General features: G+C 70.6%; 13 protein-coding genes and 1 riboswitch. All 13 genes read right to left on the bottom strand.

Features of this window, described 5'->3' with window-relative positions; all coding sequences use genetic code 11:
* Window positions 1-4: 4 nt before the first annotated feature.
* The 13 genes from ACIF9R_RS27245 to ACIF9R_RS27185 all read right to left on the bottom strand — a co-directional run bounded on the left by ACIF9R_RS27245 (window position 5) and on the right by ACIF9R_RS27185 (window position 14,090).
* On the bottom strand, window positions 5-1,303 hold the full coding sequence (locus ACIF9R_RS27245) for a class I SAM-dependent methyltransferase (protein WP_399985011.1): 1,299 nt from the start codon (window positions 1,301-1,303) through the stop codon (window positions 5-7).
* Window positions 1,304-1,764: 461 nt separating this feature from the next.
* Window positions 1,765-3,150 (bottom strand): NAD(P)/FAD-dependent oxidoreductase, encoded by a 1,386-nt coding sequence (locus ACIF9R_RS27240; RefSeq protein ID WP_399985010.1) that lies wholly within the window; start codon window positions 3,148-3,150, stop codon window positions 1,765-1,767.
* Window positions 3,151-3,593: 443 nt separating this feature from the next.
* Complete coding sequence (locus tag ACIF9R_RS27235) at window positions 3,594-4,535, bottom strand: exopolyphosphatase (protein ID WP_399985009.1); 942 nt, start codon at window positions 4,533-4,535, stop codon at window positions 3,594-3,596.
* Window positions 4,532-5,065, bottom strand: coding sequence for a DUF501 domain-containing protein (locus tag ACIF9R_RS27230; protein WP_399985008.1), 534 nt, complete (start codon window positions 5,063-5,065; stop codon window positions 4,532-4,534). The genes ACIF9R_RS27235 and ACIF9R_RS27230 overlap by 4 nt, the downstream gene beginning before the upstream one ends.
* A 31-nt stretch (window positions 5,066-5,096) precedes the next feature.
* Window positions 5,097-5,576: a septum formation initiator family protein gene (locus tag ACIF9R_RS27225; protein WP_399985007.1), complete on the bottom strand. Its 480-nt coding sequence runs from the start codon at window positions 5,574-5,576 to the stop codon at window positions 5,097-5,099.
* Window positions 5,577-5,752: 176 nt separating this feature from the next.
* Window positions 5,753-7,042, bottom strand: a complete 1,290-nt coding sequence (gene eno / locus ACIF9R_RS27220) for a phosphopyruvate hydratase (RefSeq protein WP_399985006.1) — start codon at window positions 7,040-7,042, stop codon at window positions 5,753-5,755.
* Window positions 7,043-7,311: 269 nt separating this feature from the next.
* Window positions 7,312-8,034, bottom strand: a complete 723-nt coding sequence (locus ACIF9R_RS27215; RefSeq protein WP_399985005.1) for a transglycosylase family protein — start codon at window positions 8,032-8,034, stop codon at window positions 7,312-7,314.
* Window positions 8,035-8,038: 4 nt separating this feature from the next.
* Window positions 8,039-8,207, bottom strand: a riboswitch (cyclic di-AMP (ydaO/yuaA leader).
* A 237-nt stretch (window positions 8,208-8,444) separates the two neighbouring features.
* Window positions 8,445-9,317: a transglycosylase family protein gene (locus ACIF9R_RS27210; protein WP_399985004.1), complete on the bottom strand. Its 873-nt coding sequence runs from the start codon at window positions 9,315-9,317 to the stop codon at window positions 8,445-8,447.
* Window positions 9,318-9,590: 273 nt separating this feature from the next.
* Complete coding sequence (locus ACIF9R_RS27205) at window positions 9,591-10,874, bottom strand: cytochrome P450 (protein WP_399985003.1); 1,284 nt, start codon at window positions 10,872-10,874, stop codon at window positions 9,591-9,593.
* Between the two features lie 258 nt (window positions 10,875-11,132).
* Window positions 11,133-12,128, bottom strand: a complete 996-nt coding sequence (locus tag ACIF9R_RS27200; RefSeq protein WP_399985002.1) for a nucleoside triphosphate pyrophosphohydrolase — start codon at window positions 12,126-12,128, stop codon at window positions 11,133-11,135.
* Window positions 12,129-12,205: 77 nt separating this feature from the next.
* Window positions 12,206-12,856 carry a SurA N-terminal domain-containing protein gene (locus ACIF9R_RS27195; RefSeq protein WP_399985001.1) on the bottom strand — a complete coding sequence of 217 codons (651 nt, stop codon included), beginning with the start codon at window positions 12,854-12,856 and terminating at the stop codon, window positions 12,206-12,208.
* 362 nt (window positions 12,857-13,218) lie between these two features.
* A complete protein-coding gene (locus ACIF9R_RS27190) occupies window positions 13,219-13,602 on the bottom strand; it encodes a hypothetical protein (RefSeq protein ID WP_399985000.1) in 384 nt (127 codons plus the stop codon).
* A 53-nt stretch (window positions 13,603-13,655) separates the two neighbouring features.
* Window positions 13,656-14,090: a hypothetical protein gene (locus tag ACIF9R_RS27185; protein ID WP_399984999.1), complete on the bottom strand. Its 435-nt coding sequence runs from the start codon at window positions 14,088-14,090 to the stop codon at window positions 13,656-13,658.
* Window positions 14,091-14,245: the final 155 nt, after the last annotated feature.

The raw sequence follows: 14,245 nt of genomic DNA, 5'->3' as shown, positions 1-14,245 counted from the left end.
CGTGTCAGTTCCAGGTGCGGGCGCGCAGGGGGAGCCCGGAGCCACCGGACTCGGGGGGCCGGACGGCGAGGACCTGGTTGACGCCGATGCGGTTGCGTTCGAAGCCGAGGGCGGAGGCGGCCATGTACAGCTGCCAGACGCGGGCCCGTCCCGGGCCGGTGAGAGCGACGGCACGGGCCCAGCCGGCCTCCAGGTTCTCCACCCAGCGGCGCAGGGTGAGCGCGTAGTGCTCGCGGATCGACTCCACGTCGCGCACCTCGAAGCCGGAGCGCTCCAGCAGGGACACCGTGGTGCCCAGCGGGGCGAGTTCACCGTCGGGGAAGACATAGGCGTCGATGAAGTCGTCCACCCGGTACGACGTCTCGTTCCGCTGCGGGCGGCGTGCGATCTGGTGGTTCAGCAGCCGCCCGCCCGGCTTGAGCAGGCGGTGCAGGACGGAGGCGTACTCCAGGTAGCGGTCGGATCCGACGTGCTCGGCCATGCCGATGGACGAGATGGCGTCGAACGGGCCGTCCGTCACGTCCCGGTAGTCCTGTACGCGGATCTCGACCCGGTCGGTCAGACCCTCGTCGGCGACGCGCTTACGGGCGTACGCGGCCTGCTCCTGGGAGAGGGTGATGCCGACGACGCTCACGCCGTGGGCGCGGGCGGCGTGGATGGCCATGGAGCCCCAGCCGCAGCCGACGTCCAGCAGACGCCGGCCCGGTTCCAGGGCGAGCTTGCGGGCGACCAGATCGAGCTTGTCCTGCTGGGCCTGTTCGAGGGTGCCCCGCGGGGGCGGGGCGGGCCAGTAGGCGCAGGAGTACACCATCGACGGGCCGAGGACGATCTCGTAGAAGTCGTTGCCGACGTCGTAGTGGTGGCTGATGGCGCGTCTGTCGCTGTGCCTGGTGTGCAGGCCGCGGCGGGGGCGGCGGGCCTCCTCGGGGGGCGGGGCGGGCGGCAGCGGGAGGCCCGCGAGCGCGACGAGGCCGCGTACGGCGGAGCGGAAGGCGGGATCGCGCAGCGCCTGGGTGAGGGGCCGGGCCTCCTCGTCGCGCTCCCAGAGAAGACCGGCGAGCCGGTCGAGGAGAGCGTAGAGGTCGCCCTCGACGGTGAGGTCGCCGGCCACCCAGGCACGGGCCAGGCCCAGCTCGCCCGGCTTCCACAGGAGATGGCGCACGGCGCGGCGGTTGCGCACCACCAGGGTGGGGGCGTCCGGGGGGCCGGCCTGGGAGCCGTCCCAGGCGCGGACGCGGACGGGGAGGGACGTGCCGGTCAACTGCTCGAGGAAGCCTGCCAGCCGCGGGGCGGCGTCTGCCATGGTGTACACCTCCGTGACGGGAATCCCGGAATGTCGTCTCCACGTAAACACCTGTGGGGCGCGTTGGCAGTCCCCGGTGCGTGTCATCTTCGGGCAAAACGCTGGTTCGCACGCGCCGGGCGGGACACCGGCCGCGATGGCATCCGCCAAGTGGTGCAGCCGATCAAGGCGATGGATTCGTCAGGTCGCAGCCCGGATCCGCTGCGTGTGAGGCCCCTGTGGGGGCTCGCTGAGCCGGGGCCAGCGGTCCCTGTGCGAAGGACCGCGGCAGCGCGTACCGGACAGCTCCGAAACGGAGGCGACGCACCGTGGTCGGCTGCACCACGACGGGGGCATGACCCCGGCCGCTCTCCTGCCCGTCGCACCGGTGGGCCGGGGCGACGGGCCGTCCGGCAACGCCGAAGGGGCCGCCCGCACCACGGATGGCGGACGGCCCCTTCGGGGAATTCGGTGACCGGTGGTCAGGAAGCCCTGACCTCGGTCCTCTTCGGCTCCTGCTTCGCCGCTGCCGGCATCGGCTTCGCGGCCTCGTAGAACTCCTCGCGCGGGGACTCGATCGCGCCCAGGGACACGACCTCGCGCTTGAGGAACATGGCGAGGGTCCAGTCGGCGAAGACGCGGATCTTGCGGTTGAAGGTCGGCATCGCCATGCCGTGGTACGTGCGGTGCATGTACCAGGCCAGACGGCCCTTCAGCTTGATCCTCATCTTGCCGACGACGATCATCGCGACGCCCTTGTGCAGGCCGAGGCCCGCCACCGCGCCCTTGTTGGCGTGGCTGTACTCCTTCTGCGGGAAGCCCCGCATGCCGGAGATCACGTTGTCGCCGAGGACCTTGGCCTGGCGCAGCGCGTGCTGGGCGTTCGGCGGGCACCAGGCGTTCTCGTTGCCGGCCTTGCGGCCCACGAGGTCCGGGACCTGGGCGTTGTCGCCCGCGGCCCAGATGTAGTCGGTGCCGGTGACCTGGAGGGTGGGCTGGGTGTCGATGTGGCCGCGCGGGCCCAGCGGCAGGCCGAAGCGGGACAGTGCCGGGTTGGGCTTGACGCCGGCGGTCCACACGATGGTGTGGGAGTCGACCTCGAGGCCGTTCTTCAGCACCACGTGGCCGTCGACGCAGGATTCCATCGACGTGGACAGGTAGACCTCGATGCCGCGGCTCTCGAGGTGCTCCTTGCCGTAGGCGCCGAGCTTGGGGCCGACCTCGGGGAGGATCTTGTCGGCGGCGTCGACCAGGATGAAGCGCATGTCCTCGCGGGACACCGTCTTGTAGTACTTGGCCGCGTCCCGGGCCATGTCCTCGACCTCACCGATGGTCTCCGCGCCGGCGAAGCCGCCGCCCACGAAGACGAAGGTGAGTGCCTTGCGCCGGATCTCCTCGTCCGTGGTGGAGTCGGCCTTGTCGAGCTGCTCGAGGACGTGGTTGCGCAGGCCGATGGCCTCCTCGACGCCCTTCATGCCGATGCCCTGCTCGGCGAGGCCGGGGATCGGGAAGGTGCGGGAGACCGCGCCCATCGCGATGACCAGGTAGTCGAAGGGCAGCTCGTACGCCTCGCCGACCAGCGGGGAGATCGTGGCGACCTTCCGGTCCTGGTCGATGGTGGTGACCCGGCCGGTCAGAACCTCCGCCTTGGGCAGCACGCGCCGCAACGGGACGACGACGTGCCGGGGGGAGATGTTGCCGGCTGCTGCTTCGGGGAGGAAGGGCTGGTAGGTCATGTACGACCGCGGGTCGACGACGGTGACGGTCGCCTCGCCGTAACGCATCTTCTTCTGGATGCGCCGAGCTGCGTACAGGCCTACGTACCCACCGCCTACTACGAGGATCCTGGGACGCTCCGTGGTGCTCATGCCATCGAGTATCCACCCGTCTGAGGGGGGTACCTCGTGCGCCCCTTCACAAGCTTCGACACACCCTGTGTTAACATCCCGCGCTTCTTGATCCACATCGCCGGATCGACGGGATCCGGAGCATGGCGCGGGGCACCGTCACATACCGCGTGAGCTGCCTCTCTGCCGGTTCCCGGCGGACGTGAGGCCGGCCGGCGGGTTTACGCGACAACCGTCGGCGGGACCCCTCACACCCCCTTCTGAACGTGTTCAAAGGGGGTTCGGGGCCTCGAACGGGTCAACACGGCGCACTTCTTCGTTCGACCGGGGCCAAATCCTTGTGAAGAACTTCACGAACTTCACCGGCGGGCCCCCGCCGAGGGGTCCGCGAAGACCCCCCGATCGCCGCTCAAACGGTATACCGACTGCTCAGCGGAGTGCTACCCACCAGTAGTAAAGGAGAGTCAGGCCACCGACCACGCGATGCCGTCGAGGATGTCGTGCTCCGACACCACGACCTCCTCCGCGCCGATCCGCTCCATGACCGAGAGGAGGACCAGAGCGCCGGCACCGATCACATCGACCCGGCCGGGGTGCATGGAGGGCACCGCCGCGCGCTCGGCGTGCGTGGAGCGCAGCAGCCACTCGGTGATCTCACGGACCCGGTCCCGGGAGACGCGTGAGTGGTGGATGGCCTCGGAGTCGTACTCGGGGAGGTTCTGGGCGATCGCCGACACCGTCGTGACCGATCCGGCCAGTCCGACCAGGGTGCGCGCCTCGCGCAGCGGGACCGTCTCCTCGGCCCGGTCGAGGGCCGCCTCGATGTCGGCCCGTATCGCCGCGATCCGCTCCGCGGTCGGCGGGTCCGTCACGGCCCCGTCCCGCACCAGGTGGCGCTCGGTCATCCGGACACAGCCCACGTCCACCGAGCGGGCGGCACGTACGTGGTCGTCGCCGACGACGAACTCGGTCGAGCCACCGCCGATGTCCACGACCAGGAAGGGGCGGTGCAGATCCCTCCGGCCGGTCAGCTCCCTGGTGGCCCCGGTGAAGGAGAACTCGGCCTCCTGGTCACCGGTGATGACCTCGGGCTCCACGCCCAGGATGTCCAGCACCCCGCGCACGAACTCGTCGCGGTTCTCGGCGTCGCGGGAGGCGGACGTCGCGACGAAGCGGAGGCGCTGCGCGCCGTGCTCCTTGACGACCTGCGCGTACTCACGGCAGGCGGCGAAGGTCCGCTCCAGCGCCTCGGGCGCCAGCCGGCCCGTGCGGTCGACACCCTGGCCGAGCCGCACGATCGTCATCCGCCGGTCCAGGTCGGTGAGTTCACCCGTCACCGGGTCGGCGTCGGCCACCAGCAGCCGGATGGAGTTCGTACCGCAGTCGACGGCGGCGACCCGGGTCATCGGTCCACCTCCTTCGCGGGAAGCGTCACGCAGGTGCCCTTGCGCCACCACTCCGGCAGCATCGCCAGCGCCTCGTCACCCAGGGGGTTCACCCCGGGGCCCGCGGCCAGCGAGTGCGCGACCAGCACGTGCAGGCACTTCACCCGGTCCGGCATGCCGCCCGCGCTCGGGAAGTCCTTCAGCTCCTCGATCTCGTCGCGGCGCCGGATGTAGTCCTCGTGCGCCGCACGGTACGCGGCCGCCAGCTCCGGATCGGTGGCCAGCCGCTGCGTCATCTCCTTCATCACGCCGTTCGCCTCCAGCGTGCCGATCGCGGAGTTCGCCTTCGGGCACGTCAGGTAGTACAGCGTCGGGAAGGGGGTGCCGTCGGGCAGCCGCGGCGCGGTCTCCACGACGTCCGGCTGTCCGCAGGGGCAGCGGTGGGCGATGGCGCGCAGCCCGCGCGGGGGCCGCCCGAGTTGCTGCTTGAAGGCCTCGACGTCCGCGTCGGTGGGCTCGGTGCGGGGGGTCGTGGGCGGAGGGGTTTCCATACTGTTCTTTTCTGCGGCTTTCACTCAAGGGTCACTGGTCGGCGGCGGCGTCGGCCTTGTCGACGCCGTCCCAGACGTTCGCGTACCAGGGGCGGTCGGCGGCCTCGAGATCCGTACGGGTCTTCTCGGCCGCACCCGGGTCGACGACGATGTAGCCGGTCTCGCCGGGCATGACGTAGTGCAGCCGCCGGCGGATCTCCTGCTCGGCGTACGCGTCGTCCTGCCAGCGCGCCTTCAGGTCGCGCAGTCGTTCGACCCGCTGACGGGTCTCGTCCTGCTCCTGCTGGAGATCGGCGATGTCGGCCCGCTGGGAGACGTACTGCCGCATGGGATAGGCGAGGGCCACGACCAGCGAGCAGACCACCAGGGCGAGCAGCGCCGCCCGGCCGGTCAGCCGGGAGCGGCGGGCCTGGCGTCTGGTCTGCGAGCGGTAGACCCGGGCCGCGGTCTGCTCACCGATCAGCCGGATCCTGGTCGCGGTGGAGAAACGGTCCCGGTCCTTGACCGCCATGTTCCCGCCTCCGGTTCGCCCTCATCCGTGTCCGTACGCGCGTACGTCCCCGCACACGGTACGGGACCGGGTACGGGGACGTACGTACGACGCTGCCTCGGGACGGGGCGGGTCAGCCCTCGCCGCGCCTACTGGTTCGCGGAGCGACGTGCCTGCTGGTTCGCAGAGCGACGTGCCTACTGGTTCGCGGAGCGAAACCGCGGGAAGGCGGAGCGGCCGGCGTACACCGCGGCGTCGTCGAGGATCTCCTCGATGCGCAGCAGCTGGTTGTACTTGGCGACGCGCTCGGAACGGGCCGGGGCGCCGGTCTTGATCTGGCCGCAGTTGGTGGCGACGGCGAGGTCGGCGATGGTGACGTCCTCGGTCTCACCGGAGCGGTGGGACATCATGCACTTGAAGCCGTTGCGCTGGGCCAGCTCGACGGCGTCCAGCGTCTCGGTCAGCGAGCCGATCTGGTTGACCTTGACCAGCAGGGCGTTCGCGGCGTCCTCGTCGATGCCGCGGGCCAGGCGCTCCGGGTTGGTGACGAACAGGTCGTCGCCGACGATCTGGACCTTGTCACCGAGCTTGGCGGTGAGGGCCTTCCAGCCCTCCCAGTCGTCCTCGAACAGCGGGTCCTCGATGGAGACGAGCGGGTACGCCTCGACGAGCTCGGCGTAGTACTCCGTCATCTCGGCGGCGGAGCGCTCCTTGCCCTCGAAGGTGTAGACGCCGTCCTTGTAGAACTCGGACGCGGCGACGTCGAGCGCGAGGGCGATCTGCTCGCCGGGGGTGTAGCCGGCTTCCTTGATCGCCTCGAGGATGAGGTCGAGGGCCTCGCGGTTGGAGCCGAGGTTCGGCGCGAAACCGCCCTCGTCACCGAGGCCGGTGGCCAGGCCCTTGCTCTTCAGGACCTTCTTCAGGGTGTGGTAGACCTCGGCGCCCCAGCGCAGGGCCTCGGAGAAGGACTCCGCGCCGATCGGGGCGATCATGAACTCCTGGATGTCCACGTTGGAGTCGGCGTGCGAGCCGCCGTTCAGGATGTTCATCATCGGCACCGGCAGCAGGTGCGCGTTCGGGCCGCCCAGGTAGCGGAAGAGCGGGAGGTCCGAGGCCTCGGAGGCGGCGTGGGCGACGGCGAGCGAGACGCCGAGGATGGCGTTGGCACCCAGCGAGCCCTTGTTGTCGGTGGCGTCCAGGTCGAACATGGCCTGGTCGATCAGGCGCTGCTCGGTGGCGTCATAGCCGACCAGCTCCGGGCCGATCTGCTCGATGACGGCCAGGACGGCCTTCTCCACACCCTTGCCCAGGTAACGGCCCGCATCGCCGTCACGGAGTTCGATGGCCTCGAAGGCGCCGGTGGAGGCGCCGGACGGGACGGCGGCACGACCCGTGCTGCCGTCGTCGAGGCCGACCTCGACCTCGACCGTGGGGTTGCCTCGGGAGTCCAGGATTTCCCGGGCTACGACGACGTCGATGGACGGCACGAGCATCTCCTTCATGAATCTGACGCGTGTGAGCGGGACCACGGCGGGCCCCGCGGGACCGAGCCTAACCGGCTCGGGGCGATCGGCAGGCGGTCGACCGCCCCATGGACAGAACCGAGAGTAAATTGTTTCCGAACGGAACAAAGGCGTTTTCGGCGAACCGTGACCGGAAAGCGCCAGAAAAAAGCCCCGCCCCGGTGCGTACGGGGGAAGACGCACCGGGGCGGGGAGCCCGTGGGGACGGGCGGGGAGGGACCTGCGACGCTGCCCTACTTCAGGTGCAGCTGCTGGCCCGGGTAGATGAGGTCGGCGTCCTGGACGATGTCGTCGTTCAGCTTGAACAGCTTGCCCCAGCCGCCCTTGACGTCGTGCTCCGCGGCGATCGAGCTGAGGGTGTCGCCCTTGACGACCCTGTACTCGCCGTCGCCCTTCTCGACCTTCTTGCCGGTCGGGGTGGTGACGGTCCTGTCGGCCTTCTTCTCGGCCTTCTTCTCGGTCTTCTTCTCGGCCTTCTTCTCGGCGGCCGGGCGCTCGGCGGAGCGGGAGGCCTTCTGCTCGCTCTCGCGGGTCCCGGTGGAACCGCTGTCCTGCGAGGAGCCGGCCGAGGAGCCGGTGTAGGCGGCGCCGGACAGGCCCTTGCCGCAGACCGGCCAGGCGCCCTTGCCCTGGCCCGCCAGGACCTTCTCGGCGATCTCGATCTGCTGGGCCTTGGTGGCCTGGTCGGCGGTGGAGGCGTACTTCGTGCCGCCGTATCCGGCCCAGGTGGAGGCGGAGAACTGCAGACCGCCGTAGTAACCGTTGCCAGTGTTGATGGACCAGTTGCCGCCGGACTCGCACTGGGCGACGGTGTCCCACTCCGAGGCGGTGGCGGCGGAGGCGGTGCCGGCCACCATCAGCGGGGCGGCGACGGCGGCGGAGGTGACGCCCGCGACGGCGATGGCGCGGCTGGCCTTGGACGGACGACGGTGCTTGCCCTTGCCGGAAAACAGCATGGATGGATCCCCTCACCGACGCCTACGAGGTGAGCTGTCGGGTTCGGGCCGGTTGAGTTGCCCGGCCACGCCCCTCCCGGGACGCGGCTTCACCCCAAGCCTTCTCCGGCGTCAACCGCCCGGATCCGGCGCCTACCTGGGTCCCCCGCTCCTGCCTACGGCGCATGACGCGACGACTGTTCCCGTGCTGCCACTGGCAGGATTCGGCGTGGCGGCAGCCGGGGCCCGCGGTGGCGAGCGGTCACGACCGTAGACACGCGATCCGCGGAATATCAAAGACGATCAGGGCTTCTGAGACCTATCTCTCACAGTCTTTAAGCCGGACATTCAGCGCGAATCGTGACGCCAACTGGCGCCACATCCGCACGTCTTCGGATACCGCCGCCGCTCGCCCGGATGCCGCCCGAACGCTACTGACCGGCCAGAACGAGGTCCGGTCCGCCACCGATGAGCTGCCCGCCCATCGCAGGGAGCACACCCACTCCGAAACCGACCACGTCGGATTCGGGGACGGACAGGGAGACGTCCTCCACGGACGCGGCGGGGTAGTCGGCGACCGTGCCACCCCAGGCGTTGAGACCGCCCGAGGCATGCCGGCCGGGCGATTCGGACACCGAACCCTGCGCCTCCTCGGCACTGGCGCCGCGATGACGTCCGGCTCCTTCGGCGTCGGTCGCCGTCGAGGACCCACCGGCCCGCCCCGCCGTGTCCGACTCGCCCGTCGCCGATTCGGCCGGAACGGAGGGGGAGGCGCTGGAGTCGGACCCCGCACCGGCGTCCGCCGCCTCACTCGAACCGGCGTCCGGATTGGCGGAATTGCCGGAACCAACCGGTTCGTCACCCTTGTCCTCCAGGGAGGACGACGGGTCGGGGGTGGCCGACGGAGCGGGCGAGGCGGACGTGTCACCGGATCCCTGCGACGCGGACGACCCCGTGGCGCCGGACCCGGCCTTGCCGGCGTCCGCGGCGGGCGCGTCCTGGCCCAGGCCCGCGAGCAGTCCGCAGGTGCGCCATGCGCCGACCCCCTGGTCGGCGAGGATCTTCTCGGCCACGGATATCTGCTGGCCGCGACTGGCCTGGTCGGGGCTCGTCGCGTGGTCCAGGCCGCCGTACTTCTCCCAGTCCTCCTGGGTCAACTGCAGACCGCCGTAGAAGCCGTTGCCGGAGTTCTCGCTCCACGCGCCGCCGCTCTCGCACTCGGCGATCCGGTCCCAGTTCACACCGTCGGCCGCGTTGGCGGCACCTGCCCCGAGAAGGGGGATCGCGATGGCGGAGCCGGTCACTCCGGCGGCAACGAGGAGAGCCGGGGCCTGGCGGGGGCGACGGTGTCGACCGTTCCCGGAGAGCATGCGGAGACCTTTCGCAGGAAGCAGGGGCCGGCGCGGTGAGTGAAGCTCTGGCCACCGCACTTGAGGAGTGAAGGTATCGGGAGAGGATCACTCATCACAAGTTAATGCCGCGCAGATCACGTGAAGATCACAGAGTTGAGGGAGTGTCACGTTTGCGTTGATCTGCTCGTGGGCACGGGAAGCAGTGCGTGGTCTGTCATGAGTCCGTCACTCTCCCGGGGGCGTGAATTCCACCGGAAGCGTGCGCAGTCCGCGCATGATGAGCCCTCCGCGCCAACGGAGTTCGGCCGGATCCGCGGCGAGCCGCAGGTCCGGAAGACGGGTCAGCAGCGTGGCGAGCGCGGTCTGACCCTCCATGCGGGCCAGCGGCGCACCCAGGCAGTAGTGAATGCCGTGGCCGTATCCCAGATGCTGGTTGTCGCGCCGACCGAGATCGAGGACGTCCGGGCCGTCGAACCGGTCCGGATCCCGGTCCGCGGCGGCGAGTACGACGAGCACCGGGTCGCCCGCGGCGATGTCCTGCCCGCCGATGGTGACCGGCTCGGTGGCGAACCGCCAGGTGGCGATCTCCACCGGGCCGTCGTAGCGCAGGAGTTCCTCCACACCGGTCTCCAGCAGCCCGCGGTCCCCCGCCGCGAGGGCACCCTGCAGACGCTCCCGCTGAACGGGATGAGCGAGCAGCGCGTAGGTACCATTACCGATCAGATTGACGGTCGTCTCGAAGCCGGCGAACAGCAGGATGAACGCCATGGCGGCGGCCTCGTTCTCGGTGAGGTGCTCACCGTGGTCGGAGGCACGGATCAGACCGGAGATCAGGTCCTCACCCGGGGCGGGCACCACGGGCAGCGCCTCGCGCTTGCGGTGGATGAGCTCCGCCAGGTAGCCGCGCATCTTCTTCACGGAGCGGGCGACCCCGCCGCGCGGGGCTCCGCCGTGACGGATCATCATGCCCGCCCAGTCCCGGAAGTCGTCCTGGTCCTCCCGCGGGACGCCGAGCAGGTCACAGATGGCGTAGATGGGGAGGGGAAAGGCGAAGTCGTGGATGAGGTCGGCGGAACCGCTGTCCGCGAAACGGTCGATGAGCCCGTCGGTGAGCTCCTGCACGCGGGGCGCGAACTCGGCGACCCGGCGCGGGGTGAACGCCTTGCTGACCAGCCGGCGCAGCCGGGTGTGGTCCGGCGGGTCGATGTTCAGCAGATGGGTCATCAGGTCCGCCTGGCGCTCACCGGGGATACCGGTCCTGCCCTTGGCGTGCGCGGGTTCGTCGTGATGCGCGGGGTTCTTGGACAGCCGGTTGTCCGCGAGGGTCTGCTTGGCGTCGGCGTACCGCGTGACCAGCCAGGCCTCCACCCCGCTGGGCAGCCGGGTCCGGTGCACGGGCGCGTGCTCGCGCAGCCAGGCGTAGGAGGGGTACGGATCGGCGGCGAACTCCCAGCTGAACAGCGGGGGGACGGGGCCGTGCGGGGTGGGAGGGGCGGGCTGGTCATGCATGCGGCGACCCTAACCGGGGGTGGGCCGTGCGGGGTGCCGTGCGGCGCGGGTGCCGTGCGGCGCGGGGGAGCTCGGATGGCTGGGGGCGTGGGGCGGGTGCCGGTCGGTCGTGGTTGTTCGCGCAGTCCCCCGCGCCCCTGGCGGTCGCGCCCCTGAAGGGGCGCGGGGAACTGCGCACGGGGTCCGGGGCGGAGCCCCGGGGACGGGACGGGAAGGGGCGGCGGGGGCGAAAACCCCCTGCTGCCCACGCACCCCCGCTCAGCCCTCGCCCCGCCCGCCCTCCGCGAAGCGGATCGCGTCGCGATACACCCGCGCCGCCGCCCGCAACGCCGCCTCCGGATCCACCCCCGCCTCCTCCGCCCGCGCCGCCAGCGCCAGCAACTCGTAGCCGACCCCCTCCCCCACCGGCAACGGCACGTCCAGCCCCGCCGTCCGCACCCGCGACACCAGCTTCGCCGCCAGCGCCAGCCCCGGCTGGCCCAGCGGCACCCCCTCCGTCACCGAACCGCGCCGCTTCTCCTCCGCCTTCGTCCGCAGCCAGTGCGCCTTGACGTCCTCCGGCGTGTCCGCCGTCTCCTCGCCGAAGACATGCGGGTGCCGGTGGATCAGCTTGGCCACGATGCCGCCCGCCACGTCGTCGACGGAGAACGGTTCCTCCGGGTGTTCCTCGGCGATCCGGGCGTGGAAGACCACCTGGAGAAGCACATCCCCCAGCTCCTCCCGCAGCTCCTCCCGGTCGCCCTCCTCGATGGCCTCGACGAGTTCGTACGCCTCCTCGATGCCGTACTTCGCCAGGCCCTTGTGGGTCTGCAGGGACGACCACGGGCACTCCACCCGGATACGGTCCATCACCTGGACGAGGTCGAGCAGACGGGCACCCGGCAGGTCGTAGGAGGCGGGCAGCAGCTCCAGCTCGGGCATCCGCACCCGGCCGGTCCCGGCCATCCGCGCCAGCCCGTCGGTCAGCGCGGGCTCGCCCTCCCCCGTCGCCACGACCACCACCGTGCGCCCCCCGGCGCAGGCGTCGACGATCTCCCCGGCGCTCGGCGCGGCCTCCTCGACGGCTATCCCCGCCTCCCGCAGATACGGCAGTTGCGGATGGGCGTCGTCCGCGCACAGCACCCGGTCGGCCTCGTGCAGCAGCTGCCAGGCCGGCCAGGACAGCAGGCCGGGTGCGACGCGGTGGCTGGTGGTGAGCAGGACGACACGGCCGGGGTCGTCGCCGGGCTTCGGTGCGGGGCTGTTGGCGTTCACACTCCGAAACTAGCCCACTCCACCGACAGCTCCCGAGTTGTCCACAGGCCGGTTGTCCACAGGCCCGCCGGCCCTCGTCAGAAGGCCTGCGGAGCCCCGGCCGCCGCCGTCACGTCCTGGACCCACGGGGTCTTCGCGTCCACCCGGCTGCTCTTCTCCACGTCCCAGTCGCCGTAGCGCGGGTTGAGGTCGACGTCGAGTTCCTTGCCCGCCTCGGACAGCGCCTGCCAGAACGCGGGCTGGCTGGTGTCCGTACCGAGCTGCTGGGCGAGCTTCTGGGCCTGGATCTGGAGGCGGAGGTTCTCCTCCAGACGCTGCGGCGGGATGCCGTACTGCTGGAGCCAGGCGGCCTCCAGCGCCTCCGCACCGCCGGCCTGCTCCTCCAGCCCTGACCGCATCTGCTGGATCTCGCGGTCCGTGACCTTCACGCCGGCGTCCTGGGCGGCCCGCTCCAGCACCCGGTCCAGGACCATGCCGTGCAGGGTGTCGCGGGTGAGGCTGCCAGTCCGCGCGATGGCCTGGTGGTACTGCGCCTCGTCCGGTACGGCCGCCCGCTGCGCCTCGCGGACCTCGTCGACCCGGTTCTCCAGCTGCGACACGGTGATCCGCTCGCCGCCGACCACGGCCGCGGCACCGGGGTGGGCGTCGTTTCCGCAGGCGGTGAGCAGGGGTGCCGCAGCGGCGATCGCGGCGGTGAGGAGAAGCGCGGTGCGACGACGGCGGTGCAAGGAAACCTCCTGAGGAGAGCTTGTGCGGCGGTGCACAAAGTCTTGCGATGATCGATGGTAGGCACTGGACAAGCTCTGGCCAACCCATTCGACCAACGATTCGCCACGACTTCCGGTACCGCCGCGCCACGCCCGCCCACGGGGGCGGCCCGCAAATTCGGCGCAGCACCGCCGGGGAAGCACCGACCCCAGGTCAAGCGGTGGCCGGCTCACACCAGCGACCGTGCCCCGGTCGCCCTACCTCGCCGCCGACTGCCATCTCCGCAGGTCGACGCGGAGAGCAGCCGGCCCGGCGCCCGTCACACCCGCACGGTGCGGCGCAGGATGCGGACGGCCGGCCAGCTCACCAGGCCGGTGAGCCCTTACATGAAGCCCGCGATGGCGACCCACTTACCGACACCGGTGTCCGGCTCATCGCCCCCGAAGACCGAAACCGCGAGAGCCAGGAAGCCGAACACGGCGCAGGACAGCACGGAGACGACCAGGGCCGCCGTCTGGAGGCCGGTCCGCCGGGTGGTCGCGGCAGGCTCCGACGAGCCGACACGGGGCGCGCCGCTCGCCTCGGGCGCCGGCTCCGGCGCGGGTGTCCGCTCCCGGGGCGGCAGCGGCACCACCACGGATGACGGCACGGCGGCATCCACGGCGGCCATGGTGCGCGCGTCGACGCCGTACAGGCCGGGTTCCACGTCGACGACCAGGCCGTCGGTTCCGATGAGCCGACGGCCGCCGTCGGGCCAGCTCAGCATGACCGCGCAGGCTCGGTAGGACACGGTTACCGCACGCGGTGCCTCCCAGACCGTTACCGTACGGAGCAGTAAAGCCGGGCTCCCTGGGCAGTGGCAGTGCGGGCCAGAGATGCCAGCTCAGCAAGGTGGCTGACAGCCTCGCCTTCCTCGACGAACTCCCCATCAGCCCACCGCAGGTGCGACCACTTACGAGCTACATCTTCAAGTCGCAGCGGATCCTCAGTCGCAAGCAGGGCCTGGAGCCGCTCCGAAATCACGAAGACGTAGCAGCCGTCGTTCGTGATCTCAGTCAGTACTTGAGGCTCGCCGGCCCGCATGAGCTCTTGCGGACTGTCTCCAGCGAAGAGGCTCTCCCAGTCGACTACGGCGTCCGCAGGATCGTAGATACCCACAGGGACGATCTTGAACGCTGGGCGGGGGCTGACGCCCTTGACCGCAGCCGCCGACTCGTCATCAGGCGCGATGAAGAAATCTGCCCACTCTTCCACTCCAGCATCATGCCCGGTGCCCAGACCACGTGACCAGCAAGATCCGCCGGACAGGTCCTAGCTAGTACTCCAGCCGTAGATCGTGATCTTGCCGGTGGGGTCGGCTGAGAGACAGGTACAGCCACCGCTGATCATCGGTGTGTGAAGACTGAAGA

It is taken from the genome of Streptomyces sp. NPDC086080, from assembly GCF_044540255.1.
Taxonomy (GTDB): Bacteria; Actinomycetota; Actinomycetes; order Streptomycetales; family Streptomycetaceae; genus Streptomyces.
The sequence above is the reverse complement of the archived record's forward strand: the minus strand, read 5'-3'. Positions and strand labels throughout refer to the sequence as shown.

What these genes read in the sequence shown, in the direction of transcription:
- ACIF9R_RS27230 (WP_399985008.1), bottom strand. Translation starts at nt 5,065, where the DNA reads ATGGAAACCCCTCCGCCCACGACCCCCCGCACCGAGCCCACCGACGCG.
- ACIF9R_RS27215 (WP_399985005.1), bottom strand. Translation starts at nt 8,034, where the DNA reads ATGCTGTTTTCCGGCAAGGGCAAGCACCGTCGTCCGTCCAAGGCCAGC.
- ACIF9R_RS27245 (WP_399985011.1), bottom strand. Translation starts at nt 1,303, where the DNA reads ATGGCAGACGCCGCCCCGCGGCTGGCAGGCTTCCTCGAGCAGTTGACC.
- ACIF9R_RS27190 (WP_399985000.1), bottom strand. Translation starts at nt 13,602, where the DNA reads ATGCTGAGCTGGCCCGACGGCGGCCGTCGGCTCATCGGAACCGACGGC.
- ACIF9R_RS27205 (WP_399985003.1), bottom strand. Translation starts at nt 10,874, where the DNA reads ATGCATGACCAGCCCGCCCCTCCCACCCCGCACGGCCCCGTCCCCCCG.
- ACIF9R_RS27240 (WP_399985010.1), bottom strand. Translation starts at nt 3,150, where the DNA reads ATGAGCACCACGGAGCGTCCCAGGATCCTCGTAGTAGGCGGTGGGTAC.
- ACIF9R_RS27235 (WP_399985009.1), bottom strand. Translation starts at nt 4,535, where the DNA reads ATGACCCGGGTCGCCGCCGTCGACTGCGGTACGAACTCCATCCGGCTG.
- ACIF9R_RS27225 (WP_399985007.1), bottom strand. Translation starts at nt 5,576, where the DNA reads ATGGCGGTCAAGGACCGGGACCGTTTCTCCACCGCGACCAGGATCCGG.